We start from the raw sequence: 19,430 nt of genomic DNA, 5'->3' as shown, positions 1-19,430 counted from the left end.
TTATGATTTTTCTAAATTATTGTTATTATTAAGTACGTATTCTTTACAACAGGTTTGTTTAATTTCATCAGCATAGATGTCATCATCTAAAAGAGTTACCAAATTTTGCTGAAATTGGTTTTGTTGATCTTTTAGTGAACTAAAAAATGATGTATTGAATTTTTTTATAACCTTAGTTGCATTTTTAATAATTGTTTTTCCATCTTCTGTTAATGAAATTAGTTTAGTTCTCGAATCTTTTTTATTAAATTTTCTTTTGATCAAGCCTTTTTTTTGTAAAGTTCGTAAAACGGTAGAAGTAGTCATGGGATCAATACCCGCTTTATCTGAAAGACTTTTTTGAGTTACTTCAGTTTGGTTAGTTTCTCCCCATAAAATAGATAAAAGCAATACTAATTGGCTATGTGTCAAATCTAAGTGTTCAAAGTTTTTTTTAAATTCTCTTTGCCAAAGATTATTTACTTTCCAAAGCAGAAATCCTGTTTTGTCGCTATCGGTGATATTTAGGAGAAATCCCTTATAATTAGTTTGCATATTTTTTCGTTAACAAAAATTGAAAGTGCAAATATAATATGTATACTTACTAAAATGCAAATTATTGTTTGTTAAATTTATAAGTTTCCATATAATAAGTGTGCTTATTAATCGTGTTTTACAATATCAAATACTGGGCCAAAATGTATTTGACCTAAATATTTGACGGTGCAAATATATAGTTATTTTAACAATATGAATAAATTTTTAACTTAAATTTTTAAAGACATTCGTAAAATTTTTCAAAATAATTAAGTTAGTTTAAAAGGAAACTAGATTTTTAAAAAGCTAGTTTTAGCTATTAATTATCATTGGCCATATGCACGGTAAGCTGAGGGAATGGTATATTAATTTTGGCATGTGTAAATTTCTCATAAATGTTTTCATTAAGAAAGAAATAAACAGGCCAATAGTTGGATGATTCAACCCAAACCCTAATTACAAAGTCAATAGAACTGTCATTTAATTTTAATAATCCAATGAAAGGTTCAGGAGACTTTAGTATGGAGGTATTAGATCTGATAATTTCATTAAGAATGTCTTTGACATCTTGAAGTGAAGTTCCATAATCAACCCCTATGGTTATATCTATTCTTCTTTGTGGTTGCGTTGAAAAATTAAGTATGGATCCTGTGGATAATGGTCCGTTAGGGATATATATGGTTTTATTGTCACCGGTGGTTAAAACTGTATATAATATACCAATGGATTGCACCACTCCTTCTTGATTTTGAGCTAAGATGTGATCTCCAATTTTTATGGGTTTGTTAAAAAGAATCATGACTCCTCCGGCAAAATTTCCAAGATTGTCTTTCATTGCCATACCAATAGCCAAACCGGCAGAAGCAATTAATGCAGCAAAGGAGGTGGTTTGAATTCCTAAAATTCCAATTATGGACAAAACCAACAAAATGGTTAGAGTAATATTACATAAACTTCCCAGAAATGACTTGACAGAAGGATCAATTTTTCTCCTTTCTAAAAATTTATGAAATAATTTTTCAATCCATTTTATTAAAAACCTTCCCAGGTAATAAACCACTAAGCAGGTAACAATTTTTATTCCCAGATCATAAACCAAATCAAGTAATTTATTTAGCAATTTTTCAATAGCTGTGGTATTGATTATTTCATTGGAAATTGATTGGTGATTTACTTGGTACAAATTCATTTTTAATTTATTTATTATCTATTAATTATACATTATTATATATATAAGCAAAAATAATACTATTTTATAATTAAATCTTCGAGTTGTTAAGATATTAGTTAAAAACAGTTTATCCGTCTGAAATTTTTATTTGTTGAATGTTTCAAATTTTTCGGATAAATTATAATTTACCGTTTAATTTAATAGGACTTTATTTATTTTGATAATTAATTACTAAAATACATATAGTATATTATAAAAATTCATACGTATAAAATGGAAATTATTAATTATAAATTAATATAAATTATAGATATAACGTAGTGTTAGTAAAATAATTTTAAAAATTAAATAGAAATAAGATTATAAAATTAAAATTTTTGCAGTACTTAAAATTATCTAAATTTGTAAAATAGTTATGGAAAGCAATAGACAAAAGAAAATAAATCAATTATTACAAAAAGAGTTAGCTGAAATTTTTAGGAAACAATCAGCGGAGATGAATTCTAAAATACTAATATCTGTTACTGAAGTAAAAGTGTCATCAGATTTAGGAGTGGCTAAAGTCTATTTAAGTATTTATCCGCAAGAGTACAGAGAGGCCTTAATGAAGGAAATACAAATTCTTAATCCAAAAATTAGAAAAATTTTAGGTAATAGAATTGCTAAACAGGTAAGGCAAGTTCCCGAATTGATATTTTATCTTGATGTAACCTTAGATACAGTTGAAAAGATAGAGAAAGCTTTAAAAGGCAAAGATGAAAATCCTATTTTGTAATTTGTGAAAAATCTATCCTGGTACATAGCCTTTAGGTATTTTATATCCAAAAAGAGCACTCAAGCTGTAAGTATCATTATGTATACTTCTTTAACAGCCATAGCGATTGCTACCTGTGCTATGTTTGTTATCCTTTCGGTGTTTAGTGGATTAGAAAGTTTTAATATTAAACTTTTTAGTGATGTAAATCCCGATCTAAGAATTTTACCTGCAACAGGTAAAACCTTGCCTGATATTGAAAGGGTTGAAAAAATTCTTTCTTCTCATTCAGAAGTTAAAGCATTTACGAAAGTCATAGAAGAGAAAGTATATGTTTTGTTTTATGAAAAGGATGAAATAGCATATCTTAAAGGGGTGGATGAAAATTTTTTGAAAGTTGTAAAAATCGATACTTGTTTTCAAGCGGGTAAATTTCCTAACACATCTTCCGATAATGAAGCAGCTTTTGGTAATGCTTTAGCCTATCGTCTGGGTGTTCCTATTGATAAAGAATATTACGCTTCTTTATATATGCCTAAGCCGGGAAAAAAATTGATATCTAATACGGATGATGCATTTAAAAAAGCAACGGTGCATATGACGGGGGTATTTGCTTTAAATGATCAATATGAAAATTATATTTTTGTACCCATACAGTTATCACGCAATCTTTTGAATTTACCACCTAATAGTGCTTTTTCAATTGAATTAAAAGTTAAGAACAATGTAAAATCCTTGCAAAAGCAATTAAAAGACGAACTGGGAAAGAACTATATCATTCAAAATAGACAAGAGCAAGATGCTTCTTTTTTAAAAATGATGAAAGTAGAGCAATTGTTTATTTATTTAATATTTATTTTAGTAATTATAATTGCCTCATTTAATTTAGCGGGGGCTATTATTATTATAATATTGGATAAGAAATATCAATCCAAATCGCTTATTGCCCTGGGATATAGCATTTCAGGATTAAAAAAATTATTTTTTACCATTGGAATTATCATTACCATGTTTGGAGTAGTTATAGGTTTAGTGTTAGGAACCTTTTTGACCTGGTTACAATCTAATTTCGGATTAGTCATGGCAAATCCTTTTATGCCATTTCCGGTTAAATTCGATCTTACTAACTATCTTATTGTCTTGATTACTGTTTTATTTATAGGATTTTCTGTATCATTTTTATCGTCGAGAAAATTAAATTTTTAAAATGTTTTTTTATTTAAATAATTAATTTAATATTGTTCATTGAAAGAAATTGAAGTTCATTTTTTCTATATTTGTATAAAATAAAATATGAATTAACAAACATAAATAAATCATTTATATATTTTATTGAACTAGCTATTTTTAACCGTTATTTATAAAATTATGAAAAAAGTAAAAAAGGCCGTTATTCCGGCTGCTGGCTTAGGTACCAGGTTTTTACCAGCTACAAAAGCATTGGCTAAAGAAATGCTTCCTATTGTAGATAAACCTACTATCCAATTCATAGTAGAAGAGGCTATAAACTCCGGTATTGAAGATATCTTAATTGTAACCGGCAAAGGAAAACGACCTATAGAAGATCATTTTGATTCCAATCCTGAATTAGAAGCTAATCTTAGAGAAAAGCATAAAACGGAATTATTAAAACTCGTTGAAGAAACGACTGATATAAATTTACATTTTATTAGACAGTCTCATCCTAGAGGATTAGGACATGCTGTATTACAAGCAAAAGCATTTGTAGGTAATGAGCCTTTTGTGGTAATGTTAGGAGATGATATAATGGAAGATAAAATACCACTAACAAAGCAATTAATTATGGATTTTGAAAAAACCTATGCTTCTACCATTGCTGTAATGAAAGTTCCCCATGAAGAAACTTCAAAATATGGAATTATCGCTCCTGAAAGAGAAATAGAAAAAGGGTTGTATAATGTGCTCAACTTTGTAGAGAAACCTAAGCCCGAAGATGCGCCCAGTGATCTGGCAATTATCGGTAGATATTTATTGACACCTGAGATATTTAGTATTTTGGAAAATCAAGCTCCCGGAGCAGGTGGTGAAATTCAATTAACAGACGCAATTGATACACTTAATAAAATTCAAAGAGTGTTTGCTCGTAATTTTTGCGGTACCCGTTATGATGTAGGAGATAAATTCGGTTTTATGAAAACTAGTATTCAATATGGTCTGGTACATCCACAAATAAAAGATAGTTTGCATGACTACATTATTGAATTGGGCAAAGAACTTGAAAAAAAACAAATTGCAGAAAAAGAAAAATTAGCTGTAGTTAGCAAAAAATAATAAAATAAAAAATCTTTCAACTTCATGAAAGATTTTTTTTATTTAAATTTGCTTCCAAATAATTTATACTATCTAAAGTGAAATTTCTTCATTCCAATAAAATACGAATTATCTATCTTTTATTTTCGATAGTATTCGTATTTAAGATATTTTCTATACAGGAATATATTCACTTAGAACAACATAAAGTAAACAAAATTAGTCATGATCATTGCCAACAATGTCATACTATTTTTCATTTAGGAAAATATCAATTATTTGATGTAGCGGAAGACCCAACATTTATACTTCATCATCACTCTGAAATAATTAATCACCCTGAAGATATTTATACCTTTATATTTTATAAAAATATAAATAAATCTAATTATTTCAACAGGCCACCTCCCATATTTTCATAAAAATAATAATATGATGCGGATTTTTTAATAAAAATTAGAAAAAAAGATCCGTATTTATATCTTTTTTAAAGGATATAACTTTTTTCAATTAAGTCATACCTTATATTATTTATTTTATGAAAAAGACAATATACGTTTTTTTTACATTTCTTATTTTATTGAATATAAAATCGTATGCTCAATGTACCTTGCATATTAAAGGTAAACTTACCGATTTACATTCCACTCGTGGAATAAAAAACTGTTCTATACAACTCATAGCAACTAATGGAAAAGAATCCATAACAATAACTGATTTATCCGGAGAATATACAATTTCCAATGTTTGTCCAGGAATGTATCGACTTATCATTTCACATCCTAACTATAGTTCTCAAACGTTAGAAATAACAGTAAAGAATAATTTAAATCAAGATATTTCATTAGAACGTAAAGAAAAAGAATTACAACAAATAGTAACCGTTGGAAAATCTTTAGGAAAAACTAAAACTTCAACAGAAAATAAATTAACTAAAAATCAAATTAATGAATTTTCGGATACTAACTTAGCAAGTGCATTAGCTTCGATTGCGGGAGTGAGTATATTAAAAACGGGAAATAATATAGCTAAACCAATTATTCATGGATTGCATAGCAGCCGAGTGCCCATATTTAATCATGCCATAAGGCAGGAAGATCAACAATGGGGTGTTGAACATGCTCCGGATATTGACCTTAATGTTGCCAATTCCATTTCAATCATTAAAGGATCGGGAGCATTACAATATGCGGGCGATGCTACCGGGGGTATCGTATTGGTTGAACCCAAAAAATTATATACAAAAGATACTCTTACGGGAAGTCTTATAACTTCCTATGTTTCCAACGGCAAAGGAGCAAATACTACAGCTCAAATTGAAAAAGGATGGAAAAAAGGATGGGCTATGCGCTTACAAGGTACTTATAAAAGATCCGGAGATCTATCAACGCCTAATTATATTATGTCTAATACGGGGCTTAAAGAAAATGATTTTTCAATTCAAGTAGGTAAAAATCAAAGAAATTACGGCATAGAATTATTCTATAGTTATTTCGGTTCAGACACTGGTATTTTAAAAGCAGCGCATGTAGGTAACCTGGAAAATCTTTTAAATGCCATCAATAATAAACAACCCTTAGTTATTGATGATTTTACGATGAAAATAGATGCGCCCAAACAGAAAATTCAGCATAATTTATTTAAATTCAATACTCATTATAATTTTAATTTTGGTAAATTAAGTTTAGTGTACGGATATCAATTTAATAATCGGAAAGAATATGATATCAGAAGAAGCGAACTTGCCGACAAGGCATCTCTCAATTTGGATTTAACTACACATACTCTCAATTTAGATTACGAATCGATTGCCCATACTAAACTTAAAACAAAATTAGGAAGCGGCTATTCTTATCAAGAAAATTTTCCAAATGCTGGTACCGGCGTAAGTCCATTAATCCCCTTTTATGAAAAAAATAATTATTCCTTCTATTGGATTGAATATTTTACTATAAGTAAAAAATTACTAATCGAAGGAGGAATACGATTTGATCATCAAAAAATAGATGCTTTAAAATTTTATAAAAAAAGCCGATGGGTATCTTTGGGTTACGATAAAAAATATTCAAAAAAAATACTTAAAGATACCGGTCTCAATTATTTGGTAAATCCGATTCTTACCTATAACGGTTTTGCATCTACTTTAGGCTTAAAATTAAAGTTGGGAAAGTTTGATGAAATTACATTCAATTATTCATTAAGTAGTCGAGCACCTAATCCAAGTGAATTATTTAGCGACGGATTGCATCATTCAGCCGCAGCTATTGAATTGGGAGACTTAGACTTAAAAAATGAGAAGTCTAATAAGTTCATGACGACCTATAAAGGGTTTGGATTGGATAATAAGCTAACTTTTGAATTAACGGCTTATTATAATTATATAAATGACTTTATAAACTCTATTCCTGTAAGTGCAGAATATACTATTAGAGGAGCATTTCCGGTTTGGCAATATAAACAAACCAATGCAAAAATTTACGGTATCGATGTAATGGCTGATTATCAAATATTGGGACCATTGAAATTTTCTACTAATTTTTCTTATTTGAGAGGAAAAGATATAAAAAATAAAACGTCCTTAATTTCCATGCCTCCTTTACAATGGATCAATTCAATAGAATATAAAAATAAAAAATGGAGAAATTATTTTGCAAAACTTACTTCCACTTCGGTGTTTAAGCAAACGCACTTTCCTAATTATAATTTTGAAATTGACATAGTGAAAAATGGAGCAGTGGTTTCGGAAACATTAGATATTAGTTCTCCTCCTGCTGCTTATCAGCTATTTGATTTTATTACCGGTTTTTCATTCGATATCACAACCATACACACGATGAATATTTCATTAGGTGTAAGAAATATTTTTGACACCGCATACAGAGATTATATGAATCGGTTGCGTTATTATACGGACGAAAGCGGAAGAAGCTTTTTATTAAAAATACAATTTAACTTTTAAAAATATACAATACATATATGAAAATAAAAAATTTAATCTATTGGTTACCGTTAACCTTACTTTTAGTTACTATTTTTTCTTGTTCTTCCCATGACAGAGATGACATTTTAAATTCCCTACCGGAACACGATCACGATGAAATGTCAAAGGTGATATTGCAATTTAGAAATAGTTCAGACCCAAATTTAATTCGAGAATATGTTTACGAAGTACCGGAAGGAAGCACCGAAATACCGATTACGGATATTAGCTTACCCGCAGGAACGTATAATGTTGAAATAAAATTTTATTCACAACATGAAAATCATTTACACGATGTGACCGATGAAATTTTTATTGAAGATGCCGATGATCATTTTGTATTTTATCAGAAGGTTGATTCTAAAGGGTTAAGCATTACTTATGCTGATCATGATAATATTGATACATTAGGCAGAAAGTTAGGACATCATACGGTCTGGACCATAGAGGATCAAGCTTTTTCAACAGTATATATTTATTTACTTCATCAACCGGCAAAAAAAGACCCTGAAGCCACTTCTGCAGCTTTATTAGGAGGAGAAATTGATTTAGAAGCTCACTTTACAGTAAAAAATAAAGATATAAAATAAAAAAAATGTTTATATAACAATAAATAACATACAACTTTTGTTTATAATATAAATTTATTTTGATAAGTAAATCTCATTTACTGATTGAGAAATTTATATTTACCGTTACGTACGCTTAAAAAAAGGGAAGCAAAAGTTGTATGAAATTTATTTGTATAGTTTTGGCATTTGCAGGTATAAATGTTATTGATGTAAATGGACAAATTAATGCTTGCTGGAAATTAATTTCAGTAAAAAATTATTACAGTTTAGGTATACAAAATAATGGCACCTTATGGGGCTGGGGAAAAAATGATAAACGCCAATTAGGAGACGGCTCCGACCAAAACAAATCCCTTCCTGCCGAAGTGGATCCTTCCAAAAAATGGAAATTAGTGTATTCCGGTTACAATCATTCATTAGGTATAAAATCAGATGGTTCCTTATGGGGCTGGGGGCTGAATGAAAACGGTCAGTTGGGTAATGGTACAAATTTTACTAAAATTTATCCGGTTCAAATTGATCATTCCAATTGGAAAAGTGTTTCCGCCGGAGAATATCACTCATTAGCTATAAAAGAAAACGGTTCTTTATGGGCATGGGGAAGCAATGAAGAAGGTCAGTTAGGAGATGGCACCACCGACGATAAAAATAAACCGATTAAAATAGGAAATGCAAGATGGAAGTTTATAACGGCAGGTTTTAATTATAGTATGGGAATACAGGAAGACGGGACATTGTGGGGATGGGGTAATAATGAAGACGGTCAGTTAGGGACTGACCAATTTAAATATTCTACAATTCCTGTACGAATTGGTTACAGTAAATGGAAATACATTACGTCCGGATTTGACTATACTTTAGGAATTCAAGCAGATGGTAGCCTTTGGGCTTGGGGATACAATGAATTTGGCCAATTAGGAGATAAATCCAATCGGGATAAGGATTTTCCTGTTCGTATCGGTCATTCTAAATGGAAAATGGTTGCTGCAGGAGAATACCATTCCTTAGGCATACAAGAAGACGGTTCACTTTGGGGATGGGGAAAGAATAATAGCGGACAAGTAGGAGACGGAACCCAAGTTAATAAAAATCTCCCCGTATTATTGGATCATTCCCAATGGAAAACAGTTTCCGCCGGTTTTGAGCATAGTATAGGCATCAAAGAAGATGGGAGCTTATGGGGATGGGGGAGGAATGATTACGGAGAACTTGGATTTGGAATTGAATTTAGCAGAAATATTCCTACGCAAATATCCACATGTGCTGTAAAACATTGATTAATAAAAATCTCTCACATGTACCAATACTTCTTCCATCTGTTTCTTTATTTCTCCGGATGAATCTTGGAAATTGTTATTCATAAAGCTAAATATCAATACTTTTCCCGATTTGGTCTCTAAATATCCGCTCAGATTTGATATTCCTTTCATTCCTCCTGTTTTTGCAAATATATACGGCGGATTCCCTTTATAATTATTTTTTAAAGTTCCACTAACACCTCCTGCCGGAAATAAAGAAATTAATCTTTTATACGGGATTTCTTCATAGAGCTTAGTTAAAACATAAACCATATCTTTAGGAGTAAAATTATTATATCTGGAAAGACCGGATCCATCAACCCATCTGGGTTTTTGTGGCAAATCTTTTAAATAAGAAGACAACATATGATGTATTGCAGAGGAACTGTTAAGTTTATCTGAAATGGAAAGACTTCCCATCAGAAGAATTTGTTCTGCTAAAAAGTTATCACTTACAACCATCATTCTCCTGTATAAACTGTCGCAGGGTATGCTATATAAATAGGAAGGTTTTTCAACAGGAAATTTTTCGGTTAAATAAACGGATTTATTTAGTTCCCTTTCCAGTAGTATTTTAGTTAACGAATCGGAAGTAATAAAGGGTATCTCCATTTTTTTATTATCGGAGTAATGAAACTTATTTTTTCTTAAATCTCTTACAATTTCTTTATGGTCCAATAGTATATCATTTATAAAATAAGAGGGATATGCTTGAGTTGGTGAAGAAATAGTTACTAAATTTCCGTACATAGGAAAAGAAGTGCGTTCAGGTGAAAAATATTCTTTATAATCTTCCCAAGACCAACCGGGGCCGTAGATAGTATCATCAAAATTTTTTGTAAATAAAGCTATAGTTTCTTTTCGATTTTTTAAAAATTTAATTACTTTATTTTGTTTAAAATAGGGTTCCAATAGAGTTGGATCTCCTGTTCCACAAATATAAAGCGTGTCATTTTTGGAAACATATTTTAGGGAAGGTATAGAATCAGAAATTAATTTCAATCCGGTATATAAGGTAAAAATTTTTACATTGGATGCCGGAATAAAATACTTATTACCATTATAATTAAAAATTTCCTTTTTTTGCACAGGATCATATAAATAAAAGCCGGCCCACTGTTTTGCATAAAAATCAGAATCAAAATGTTTAATTAAAAATGTTTTTTGTGAATAAAGAGATATACTTATCAAAATATAATAAACTATAAAAAATATTTTTTTCATATGATAACTAATTTATAGCATTTCATTCAAATGTACTAATATGAAATCTTATAATCTAATTTTTTATCTTAAATTTAAAATTTTTAAAATTTAAGCTAATCAATCTATGAATATCGAAGAATTTAGAGAATATTGTTTACAATTTTCAGATGTGGAAGAATGTTTGCCTTTTGATGAAAAAACTTTAGTTTTCAAAGTAAAGGGTAAGATGTTTGCATTAACTAATCTATATGATCCGGATTTTAAAATAATTTTAAAATGTGAGGCAGAATATTCATTGGAGTTAAGAGAAAATTATTCGGAAATACAACCCGGATATCACATGAATAAAAAGTATTGGATTACAGTTTTTATGAATGGAAATTTAACGGATGATTTTATAAAAAATCTTATTAAACTATCTTATACAGAGGTGCTTAAAAAAATAACTAAAAAGAGATGAACAAAATTTTAAAATTTTGGTTACTCAAAAATCTTATTATATCTTAGCATAATGATAATTAGCAATTATATTTCAAATGATGTATTAACTCTCTATGAAAATGACAGCGTTGCAAGAGCAGAGCAATTGATGATTGATCTGGGAGTTAGCCATTATCCTGTTATATGTAAAGGAAGAGTAAAAGGAAATATAGGTTTAAATATCATTAGAGATTTAGATAAATCAGAATCATTAAAAGATCATCTTTTAGATTTAGAACAGTTCTATCTACTTGATAGTGCTATACTTTTTGATTCCTTACGCGTTTTTAGCGAAAATGAAACTAATATAATCCCAATTTTATCTTACCAAGAAAAATTTTTAGGAGTAGTATTAGAAGAAACAGTTATTGATGAATTGGCCTCCTTTCAGTTTACTACCGAATATGGAGTTTATATGATCATTACGACTCCTATAAAAAAATATTCTACCAGTGAAATAGCAAATATAGTAGAAAGCAATAATGGAAGGATATTAGGGATGTTATTAGTCAATACCGATGAAGACTCAACTCAAATAGTACTTAAGATTAGTGCAGAAAATATAAGTTCCATTGGAGATACTTTCGAGAGATTTGGATATCAAATTTCCAACAAATACTTTGAAGATTCCAAGCAAGAACTTTTAAAAGAGAGATTTGATCAATTGCAAAAATTTATGGAAGTATAAATTAATTATAATTCAATGATAGTAGGTGTATATGGAAAAGTAGTTCACAAAGAAGATTATGAACTTTATTCGGCTTTTTTTCAACAACTAGAAAAAAAAGGTATAACCATTTATGTATATGAATCCTACGTGAAGGAATTAGAAGAAATGTTAGGATTAAAAAATCCCGGTTTTATTCCTTTCACTAAAAAGAAAGGGCTTCCTAAAGAAACCAAATTATTATTTACCTTTGGCGGTGATGGAACTATTTTGTCTACTGTTGCTTATATTAAAGGATCTAATATTCCGATTGTGGGAATCAATACAGGAAGATTAGGATTTTTAGCCACATTTCAGAAAAATGAATTTTTAAAGGAATTGCCCCATATTTTAGATGGTAATTGCACTATAAGTGAACGCTCCGTATTAGAAGTGAAAAGTAATTTTCATAAATTCTTGCCTTATGCCATAAATGAAGCTGCAGTAATGCGTAAGGATACAACCTCAATGATAACCATAGATGCCTATGTAGATAATATATTTCTGAATACCTTTTGGGCAGATGGTTTAATTATATCAACTCCTACCGGTTCAACCGGCTATTCTTTAAGTTGTGGAGGACCCATCATTTATCCTAAAGCCGATATTGTTGTTATTACCCCAATTTGTCCGCACAATTTAAATGTAAGACCATTAATTTTAAAAGATGATGTAGAAATACGGTTGAAAGTTCATAGTAGATCGGAAAAATATTCCTTGTGTCTGGATTCACGATATAATACGGTAGGAATAGACGATGAAATAATCATAAAAAAAGCACCATTTAAAATAAAAATAGTCAAGTATAATAATTATTCTTATTTTAAAAATCTTCGGGAAAAATTAAAATGGGGAACTGATTCGAGGAATTAAAAAACTTGTTTTTTCAATTCAAAATAAAATTGTGTGTTTATAACTTCTTAATATCTTTTGAAATTCTCTAGGGTCAAATATGTTAAATATTTTTAATTTTAAATACATAGTAAGAGCCTAAAACAAAAGAATTAATTAATTGAAAGAAAGTTAATTATAAAAATCATAAGATTATAAAATTTGAATATAAGAGTTTGTATATGTTAAAAATTATACACGAGACCGGCTCTTGTAAAGAATTTTCTGTCTTTTAAAAATAAAGTAAAAATTATTAAAAAAAGAAAAATAAATTAAGGATTATGTCAATATTTGATAGAAGAATTAATTACAAGCCTTTTGAATACCCTGAAATTTTACAATTTACAGAGGCAATCAATCATGCCTATTGGGTACACTCAGAAGTAGATTTTACTGCCGATATACAGGATTTTCATTCGCATTTAGAAGACAGAGAGCGAAATTCAATCAAAAACAGTTTATTAGCAATTGCCCAAATTGAGGTCGCTGTAAAAAGTTTTTGGGGAAATATATATCAGCATTTTCCAAAGCCGGAGTTCAATGGATTAGGAAGTACATTTGCGGAATGTGAATTTAGACATTCAGAAGCTTACTCAAGATTGTTGGAGGTTTTGGGATATAATAATGAATTCGAAAAGTTGTTGGAAATTCCCGTTATCAGGGAAAGAGTGGAATACTTAGATAATGCATTAAAATATGCTAAATCCGATGACCGAAAAAAATACGTAGTATCACTTATTTTGTTTACTATTCTTATTGAAAATGTATCTTTATTCAGTCAATTTGCCATAATCTTATCATTTACAAGATTTAAAGGTCTGATGAAAAATGTTAGCAATATCATTGGTTGGACTTCGGTAGATGAGCAAATTCATGCCAATGCGGGAATCTATTTAGTTAATAAAATTAAAGAAGAATATCCCGACTTTTTTGATGAAGATACCATTAAGCACATTCAAGATACCGTTAAGAATTCAATCATCATAGAAGGTAAAATATTAGATTGGATATTTGAGAAAGGAGAAGTAAACTCAATAGAAAAAGAAAATCTTCTAAACTTCATGAAATTCAGGGTAGATGAAAGCTTACAACAAATAGGAATGGAACGGTTGTATAATGTTACACCTGAGCAATACAAACCTATGGCATGGTTTGAAGAGGAAGTATTTGCCAATAGTTTGGACGACTTTTTTGCGAAAAGACCTACCGAATATACCAAATATGATAAAAGTATAACTGAAAACGATTTATTTTAAATGGGAGATTTTTATTTAGTTAAAGCCAATTTTATATATCTTGATTTTAATGCAACTATCGAAAGAGAAATTGCAACTAAATTAGAGGACAGAGACCGTCATATAGAGATATGGGAGGAGTTAATAGAAATAATTTCAGGATATCTTCGAGTATTTTCTTTATCTGAAATATATGAAATGCCTTTTATTGATGAAGAAGGAAAAGATAACGGGTATTTTTTAAGAAGAATGGCAGTAAATAATGAAACCGGATTAAAAGGTAAATTAGAATTAATGGTTAAAAGATTAGATTAATATATATTATGAGCGAAAAACTTTGGTGGAAAAATTCGGAAAGTGAACAAATATTAAATAGGGGGTATCTTCTAAAGGGAGAGACGGTTGAAGGAGCAATTGATCGTATTACTTCCGCTGCCGCTCAACGATTATACAAACCTGAACTAAAAGAAGCTTTTCAGGAAATGATTGAAAGGGGCTGGATGAGTTTAAGCTCACCCATATGGGCAAATATGGGAACAGAAAGAGGATTGCCTATATCATGTTTCAACGTTCATATTCCTGACAGTATAGAAGGAATAACTCATAAATTAGGAGAAGTAATCATGCAGACCAAAATTGGCGGAGGTACTTCCGGTTATTTTGGAGCTTTAAGAGAAAGAGGATCAGCGGTTTCGGATAATGGCAAAAGTAGTGGAGCGGTAAGTTTCATGAAATTATTTGACACCGCCATGGATACCATATCTCAAGGGGGAGTGAGAAGGGGAGCTTTTGCTGCTTATTTGGATATTGATCATCCCGATATTGAAGAATTTTTATCCATACGCGATATAGGAAATCCGATTCAAAATTTATTTTTCGGTATATGCGTTCCTGATTATTGGATGCAGGAAATGATTGACGGAGATATTGATAAAAGAAAAATTTGGGCTAAAGTTTTAGAAAGTCGTCAACAAAAAGGTTTACCCTATATATTCTTTACCGATAATATTAATAAAAATAAACCACAGGTATACAAAGATAAAGGAATGGTTATTCATGCTTCTAATCTTTGTTCTGAAATCATGCTTCCTTCCACAGAAGAAGAATCTTTTATATGTTGTCTTTCATCCATGAATTTGGAATTATATGATGAATGGAAAGACACGGAAGCAGTAAAATTAGCCGTATTCTTTTTGGATGCCGTTTTACAGGAATTTATTGTAAAAACAGAAGGTAATTATTACTTGTCACCCGCAAATAAATTTGCTAAAAAGCACAGAGCACTAGGCTTGGGTGTTTTAGGATGGCATTCTTATTTGCAGAAAAACATGATTCCTTTTGAAGGAATAGTTGCTAAACAAAAGACCGTTGAGATTTTTAAATATTTGCAGGATAAATCGAATAAAGCAACTGAAGATTTAGCCAGAATTTACGGAGAACCAGAATTATTAAAAGGTTATGGAAGAAGAAATTCTACTTTATTGGCTATTGCGCCAACCACTTCATCTTCTGCGATTTTAGGTCAAACATCACCGGGGATAGAGCCGTTCAGTTCCAATTACTACAAAGCGGGTCTTTCTAAAGGTAATTTCATGCGTAAAAATAAGTATTTGGATATGCTTCTTACGGAGAAAAATATTAATAATGAAGACACTTGGAGAAGTATTATGCTAAATGGTGGTAGTGTACAACATTTAAAAGATTTATCGTATGAAGAAAAACAAGTTTTCAAAACTTTTAAAGAGATCAGCCAATTGGAAATTGTTCAACAGGCCTCTATAAGACAAAAATATGTGGACCAATCCCAGTCTTTAAATTTAAATATACCTGCTGAACTTCCGGTAAAAGAGGTAAACCGATTATTAATAGAAGCTTGGAAATTAGGTATTAAAACTTTATATTATCAAAGAAGTCAAAGTGTGGCCAAAGAGCTTGTGGTTAATTTGGTTAATTGCAGCAGCTGTGAATCGTAGTGATTATAATTTTCTTACATCATATAAAAAGACTATTTTAAATAGTCTTTTTTCTTTTAAATGTTTATCAATCGGTGTAAATGTGTTTTAAATAGCATATATTTGTGCCGAATGTTCTTTTTAATACTGGTTGTAGCCTAAAATTATGAAAGATTTTTATACTATATTAGAAGTCGATCCGACTGCATCGCATAAGGAAATTAAAAAATCTTATAGAAGATTAGCTCTTAAATATCATCCGGACAGGAATTTAAATAATAAAGATAATGAAAAGCTTTTTATAGATATTAACGAAGCATATCATATTTTATCCAATGAAGAATTTCGTAAAAATTATGACGTAAGGTATAGGAAAAAAATTTCTTCTTATTCTCAACCCATTACACCTTATATTTTTTTAAAAAAGTTTCAGGATATTAGTAAATTCATTTATGATAGAGGCATTAATAAAATAAGTAAAAATGCGTTATATTCAGGGTTGGAAAAATTATTGTCTGATGAAAATATCAACTTCTTACTTTTAAAAAGCGATAAAGAAGTTCGTAAGCAGATTATAATTGAAAATTTAAAATGTATAAAGTTTTTACCATATTTAGATAAAGAAAAAATCATCATCAAGCTTTTAAAGTTAGCCGATAATGATTATAGTCTTGTTGCTCTTATAAGTTTCACTACTAATCAGACGGAAAACAAGTATTTTTTTACCTCTATTTTTTCAAAGTTTACTTATAAAATAAAACAAATGTTTGTTCCATAAATTAATGGATTCAAACAATAGGCTAAAACAGACGTTATCGTTTGAAATTGTAATCTTAAAGCCAAAAAAATTAGATATATTGTAAGATACTAAAATAATTATAATGAAAAAAATTGTATTCGTTTTCACTCTACTAATGATTTTAAACAGCGGAGAGCTGTTTTCACAAAATAAAACCAATAGGATAACAACTACTAAATTAAAAAAGAAAAGCCTTATTTTAGGTCCCAAATCTTCGGCTAAAATTAAAGAATTATTTTTTACTGCTAAAGGATTTAAATTACCGCAAAAAATAGAGGCAATCAATACTATAGCTACTTATACGGGTGCAGAACCCATCGAAGGTTCAGGAAACATTTATACTTGGGATTTCACGAATGGTTTTCAAATTAGTGCAATATCAGAGGGTGGCGGGCGATTAGGAAGTAATGATAAAATTTCATTGGTTAGTTTCAATTACGGAGGAATCAATTCGGTGGAATTAAATTCAATTGTCTTACATCAATCTTCTTTAAGTTCCATTGAAAAAATATATGCTAAGCGTTTAATAAAATTTAAAAACACGAAACAACCAACATATAAAGTAATATCAGACAAAGTTTATACTACTTTTTACTTTAATGAAAAAAATATTTTAATAAGTTTATCTATCTCTAATTATGATTTAGAATTTTAAATATTTATTTCAAAAAATCGACAAAATTTACTGAGAATGAAATAATCAAGTAATATTAAACTTACTTGATTAATTATATAATTTATTGTTTAAGTAAATATTCTTCAGTATCGTATTGACCTGTATTGTCAAGATAGTACAGTTTTTTTTCAAAAGCTTTAAATTTAAAACCAAACTTATCTAAAGCAATTGTTGAATTTTTTTTATCCCAATTGAAATTACCTTGTTCATAAATAATTGATCCTTTAGAATCTTCATCAGTAAAAAGTTGAATTTTTAACTTATACGTATTACTTTGATCTAAAGTCAGAACCACAAATTCACAATCATCACATGAAATACTTCCTTGATAAGTACCGATAAATTTCTTAGGTAAAGTATCCTTAATTGAAGAAGATACTGATAAAGAATCAGTTTGGTTAGAAGCTTTTATCGTTTGTTTCTTAATGCAACTGCTCAAAAGGCAACTAAATATAATTAGTAGTATATAATATTGTATTGAATGAATGTTCACAGGCAACAATTAATTTTTTAAATATATTTCAACTTTAAAATTTTGTATTAGGATCAAATTTTTCTAAATAATCAGAGACCTTTTTAGCAAAAGCACCTCCTAAAGCTCCATCTATGACCCTGTGATCATAGGTATGTGAGATAATCATCATATGGCGTATACCTATCATGTCTCCTTGTGGAGTTTCAATAACTGCCGGTTTTTTAACAATCGATCCAACAGCCATAATGGCAACTTGAGGTTGGTTGATGATCGGCGTTCCTGCAAGGTTTCCAAAACTTCCAATATTGCTCAAAGTATACGTTCCATTATTGGTATCTTCCGGTTTTAGCTGATTATTTCTTGCACGATTTGCTAAATCATTTATTGATCTTGCAAGCCCGGATAAACTCAACTGATCTGCATTTTTTATAACAGGAACAATTAAATTGCCATTAGGAACAGCTGTTGCTATACCTATATTAATATTTTTCCTTTTAATAATTGTGTCCCCATCTACGGAGATATTAATCATAGGAAAATCTTTTATTGCTTTTACAATTGCCTGAATAAACATAGGCATAAAAGTGAGCTTTACTCCTTCATTTTTGAAGAAAGAATCTTTATTTTTATTTCTCCAAAGTACTATATTGGTGACATCTGCTTCAACAAATGAAGTAACATGAGCCGAAATTTGTCTGCTTTGCAGCATATTTTTAGAAATAAGCTTACGCATACGGTCCATTTCTATGATTTCATCACCATCCGATATGGAAGGAGAAGAATTTAATATAGAGGTTTCAGACGTATTTTCTGATAATTTAGGGCTATTATGAACCGGTTCCAGTATAGGTGATACTTTTATGGTAGCGGAAAGATTTCTACTTTTTAAATAGGAAAGGATATCTTCTTTTGTAATTCTACCGTTTAGTCCCGTTCCTTGTAATAAATCTAATTCCGATTGTGAAATATTTTCTTTTTTACAAATAGATCTAATTAAGGGAGAATAATACGTACTTTTAGAAGCATTACTATTATGTAGTTCAGAATTAGAAACCAAAGGTATTTCTAATTCAGATGTTATATTAGGTACATTTATAGATGTATTGATAGTTAAAGTATCATCCTGATTTAAAGATATTTCAGTTTTAGAAACAGCAGATGATTTTTCATCAGTATCTTCTATTTCTAATATAGCAAAAGCTTCTCCAATTTTGCAAATATCATTTACTTCTTTAAGCTTTTTTAGTAGTTTTCCCGAAATGGAGGAAGGGACATCTGAATCGACCTTATCTGTCGCAATTTCAACAATAGTTTCATCCTCTTCTACATAATCTCCTTCATTCTTAACCCATCCGGTAATAGTAGCTTCCATTATACCTTCTCCCATAGGAGGTAATATAAGTTTATATTCAGCCATAGTTAATAATTAGAAAGACAAAACTAGGAAA

General features: G+C 29.8%; 20 protein-coding genes. 15 read left to right on the top strand and 5 right to left on the bottom strand.

Annotated features, from left to right (window positions below):
* Both G8C41_RS05295 and G8C41_RS05290 read right to left on the bottom strand, forming a co-directional pair.
* Positions 1-534 (bottom strand): MarR family winged helix-turn-helix transcriptional regulator, encoded by a 534-nt coding sequence (locus tag G8C41_RS05295; protein ID WP_105297421.1) that lies wholly within the window; start codon positions 532-534, stop codon positions 1-3.
* A gap of 301 nt (positions 535-835) precedes the next feature.
* Positions 836-1,705 carry a mechanosensitive ion channel family protein gene (locus G8C41_RS05290; RefSeq protein ID WP_166006527.1) on the bottom strand — a complete coding sequence of 290 codons (870 nt, stop codon included), beginning with the start codon at positions 1,703-1,705 and terminating at the stop codon, positions 836-838.
* Positions 1,706-2,102: 397 nt separating this feature from the next.
* Here G8C41_RS05290 and rbfA point away from each other — a divergent pair, with 397 nt between their 5' ends.
* From rbfA to G8C41_RS05255, 7 genes are all read left to right on the top strand, one after another.
* The gene (gene rbfA, locus G8C41_RS05285; protein ID WP_160542256.1) at positions 2,103-2,462 is read left to right on the top strand and encodes a 30S ribosome-binding factor RbfA; all 360 of its coding nucleotides are present in this window, start codon (positions 2,103-2,105) and stop codon (positions 2,460-2,462) included.
* Positions 2,463-2,465: 3 nt separating this feature from the next.
* Positions 2,466-3,647 (top strand): ABC transporter permease, encoded by a 1,182-nt coding sequence (locus tag G8C41_RS05280; protein ID WP_160567419.1) that lies wholly within the window; start codon positions 2,466-2,468, stop codon positions 3,645-3,647.
* A gap of 162 nt (positions 3,648-3,809) precedes the next feature.
* The gene (gene galU / locus G8C41_RS05275; RefSeq protein ID WP_160567417.1) at positions 3,810-4,733 is read left to right on the top strand and encodes a UTP--glucose-1-phosphate uridylyltransferase GalU; all 924 of its coding nucleotides are present in this window, start codon (positions 3,810-3,812) and stop codon (positions 4,731-4,733) included.
* A 77-nt stretch (positions 4,734-4,810) separates the two neighbouring features.
* On the top strand, positions 4,811-5,134 hold the full coding sequence (locus tag G8C41_RS05270; protein WP_166006525.1) for a hypothetical protein: 324 nt from the start codon (positions 4,811-4,813) through the stop codon (positions 5,132-5,134).
* 116 nt (positions 5,135-5,250) lie between these two features.
* Positions 5,251-7,671, top strand: a complete 2,421-nt coding sequence (locus tag G8C41_RS05265) for a TonB-dependent receptor (RefSeq protein ID WP_166006523.1) — start codon at positions 5,251-5,253, stop codon at positions 7,669-7,671.
* A gap of 17 nt (positions 7,672-7,688) precedes the next feature.
* Positions 7,689-8,282, top strand: coding sequence for a hypothetical protein (locus G8C41_RS05260; RefSeq protein ID WP_166006521.1), 594 nt, complete (start codon positions 7,689-7,691; stop codon positions 8,280-8,282).
* A gap of 140 nt (positions 8,283-8,422) precedes the next feature.
* On the top strand, positions 8,423-9,541 hold the full coding sequence (locus G8C41_RS05255; protein ID WP_166006519.1) for an RCC1 domain-containing protein: 1,119 nt from the start codon (positions 8,423-8,425) through the stop codon (positions 9,539-9,541).
* On the opposite strand, the gene G8C41_RS05250 is transcribed toward G8C41_RS05255, so the two are convergent.
* Positions 9,542-10,786, bottom strand: coding sequence for a D-alanyl-D-alanine carboxypeptidase (locus tag G8C41_RS05250; protein ID WP_166006517.1), 1,245 nt, complete (start codon positions 10,784-10,786; stop codon positions 9,542-9,544).
* Between the two features lie 106 nt (positions 10,787-10,892).
* Here G8C41_RS05250 and G8C41_RS05245 point away from each other — a divergent pair, with 106 nt between their 5' ends.
* The 8 genes from G8C41_RS05245 (at position 10,893) to G8C41_RS05210 (ending at position 17,486) form a co-directional block, all read left to right on the top strand.
* A complete protein-coding gene (locus tag G8C41_RS05245; RefSeq protein ID WP_166006515.1) occupies positions 10,893-11,228 on the top strand; it encodes an MmcQ/YjbR family DNA-binding protein in 336 nt (111 codons plus the stop codon).
* A gap of 51 nt (positions 11,229-11,279) precedes the next feature.
* Positions 11,280-11,936, top strand: a complete 657-nt coding sequence (locus G8C41_RS05240; RefSeq protein ID WP_166006513.1) for an HPP family protein — start codon at positions 11,280-11,282, stop codon at positions 11,934-11,936.
* Between the two features lie 15 nt (positions 11,937-11,951).
* The gene (locus tag G8C41_RS05235; protein WP_160556528.1) at positions 11,952-12,827 is read left to right on the top strand and encodes an NAD kinase; all 876 of its coding nucleotides are present in this window, start codon (positions 11,952-11,954) and stop codon (positions 12,825-12,827) included.
* Between the two features lie 299 nt (positions 12,828-13,126).
* Complete coding sequence (locus G8C41_RS05230; protein WP_105297433.1) at positions 13,127-14,101, top strand: ribonucleotide-diphosphate reductase subunit beta; 975 nt, start codon at positions 13,127-13,129, stop codon at positions 14,099-14,101.
* A complete protein-coding gene (locus G8C41_RS05225) occupies positions 14,102-14,395 on the top strand; it encodes a hypothetical protein (protein WP_166006511.1) in 294 nt (97 codons plus the stop codon).
* An 8-nt stretch (positions 14,396-14,403) separates the two neighbouring features.
* Complete coding sequence (locus G8C41_RS05220) at positions 14,404-16,053, top strand: ribonucleoside-diphosphate reductase subunit alpha (protein ID WP_166006509.1); 1,650 nt, start codon at positions 14,404-14,406, stop codon at positions 16,051-16,053.
* A gap of 145 nt (positions 16,054-16,198) precedes the next feature.
* Positions 16,199-16,810 (top strand): J domain-containing protein, encoded by a 612-nt coding sequence (locus G8C41_RS05215; protein ID WP_166006507.1) that lies wholly within the window; start codon positions 16,199-16,201, stop codon positions 16,808-16,810.
* Positions 16,811-16,913: 103 nt separating this feature from the next.
* Positions 16,914-17,486: a hypothetical protein gene (locus G8C41_RS05210; protein ID WP_166006504.1), complete on the top strand. Its 573-nt coding sequence runs from the start codon at positions 16,914-16,916 to the stop codon at positions 17,484-17,486.
* A gap of 82 nt (positions 17,487-17,568) precedes the next feature.
* Here G8C41_RS05210 and G8C41_RS05205 read toward each other — a convergent pair whose 3' ends face one another.
* Positions 17,569-17,946 (bottom strand): copper resistance protein NlpE N-terminal domain-containing protein, encoded by a 378-nt coding sequence (locus tag G8C41_RS05205; protein WP_166006502.1) that lies wholly within the window; start codon positions 17,944-17,946, stop codon positions 17,569-17,571.
* An 88-nt stretch (positions 17,947-18,034) separates the two neighbouring features.
* Entirely contained in the window at positions 18,035-19,399 is a 1,365-nt protein-coding gene (locus G8C41_RS05200; protein WP_166006500.1) for a dihydrolipoamide acetyltransferase family protein, read from the bottom strand.
* Positions 19,400-19,430: the final 31 nt, after the last annotated feature.

The organism is Apibacter sp. B3706, from assembly GCF_011082725.1.
In the GTDB taxonomy this organism is placed as follows: Bacteria; Bacteroidota; Bacteroidia; order Flavobacteriales; family Weeksellaceae; genus Apibacter.
Note: the sequence above shows the minus strand (reverse complement) of the source record. Positions and strands in the feature narration are given on the sequence as shown.

Coding starts and splice junctions, on each gene's coding strand:
- G8C41_RS05235 (WP_160556528.1), top strand. CDS start 11,952: ATGATAGTAGGTGTATATGGAAAAGTAGTTCACAAAGAAGATTATGAA.
- G8C41_RS05245 (WP_166006515.1), top strand. CDS start 10,893: ATGAATATCGAAGAATTTAGAGAATATTGTTTACAATTTTCAGATGTG.
- G8C41_RS05295 (WP_105297421.1), bottom strand. CDS start 534: ATGCAAACTAATTATAAGGGATTTCTCCTAAATATCACCGATAGCGAC.
- G8C41_RS05255 (WP_166006519.1), top strand. CDS start 8,423: ATGAAATTTATTTGTATAGTTTTGGCATTTGCAGGTATAAATGTTATT.
- G8C41_RS05215 (WP_166006507.1), top strand. CDS start 16,199: ATGAAAGATTTTTATACTATATTAGAAGTCGATCCGACTGCATCGCAT.
- G8C41_RS05200 (WP_166006500.1), bottom strand. CDS start 19,399: ATGGCTGAATATAAACTTATATTACCTCCTATGGGAGAAGGTATAATG.
- rbfA (WP_160542256.1), top strand. CDS start 2,103: ATGGAAAGCAATAGACAAAAGAAAATAAATCAATTATTACAAAAAGAG.
- G8C41_RS05230 (WP_105297433.1), top strand. CDS start 13,127: ATGTCAATATTTGATAGAAGAATTAATTACAAGCCTTTTGAATACCCT.
- galU (WP_160567417.1), top strand. CDS start 3,810: ATGAAAAAAGTAAAAAAGGCCGTTATTCCGGCTGCTGGCTTAGGTACC.
- G8C41_RS05250 (WP_166006517.1), bottom strand. CDS start 10,786: ATGAAAAAAATATTTTTTATAGTTTATTATATTTTGATAAGTATATCT.
- G8C41_RS05240 (WP_166006513.1), top strand. CDS start 11,280: ATGATAATTAGCAATTATATTTCAAATGATGTATTAACTCTCTATGAA.
- G8C41_RS05260 (WP_166006521.1), top strand. CDS start 7,689: ATGAAAATAAAAAATTTAATCTATTGGTTACCGTTAACCTTACTTTTA.
- G8C41_RS05225 (WP_166006511.1), top strand. CDS start 14,102: ATGGGAGATTTTTATTTAGTTAAAGCCAATTTTATATATCTTGATTTT.
- G8C41_RS05210 (WP_166006504.1), top strand. CDS start 16,914: ATGAAAAAAATTGTATTCGTTTTCACTCTACTAATGATTTTAAACAGC.
- G8C41_RS05290 (WP_166006527.1), bottom strand. CDS start 1,705: ATGAATTTGTACCAAGTAAATCACCAATCAATTTCCAATGAAATAATC.
- G8C41_RS05265 (WP_166006523.1), top strand. CDS start 5,251: ATGAAAAAGACAATATACGTTTTTTTTACATTTCTTATTTTATTGAAT.
- G8C41_RS05220 (WP_166006509.1), top strand. CDS start 14,404: ATGAGCGAAAAACTTTGGTGGAAAAATTCGGAAAGTGAACAAATATTA.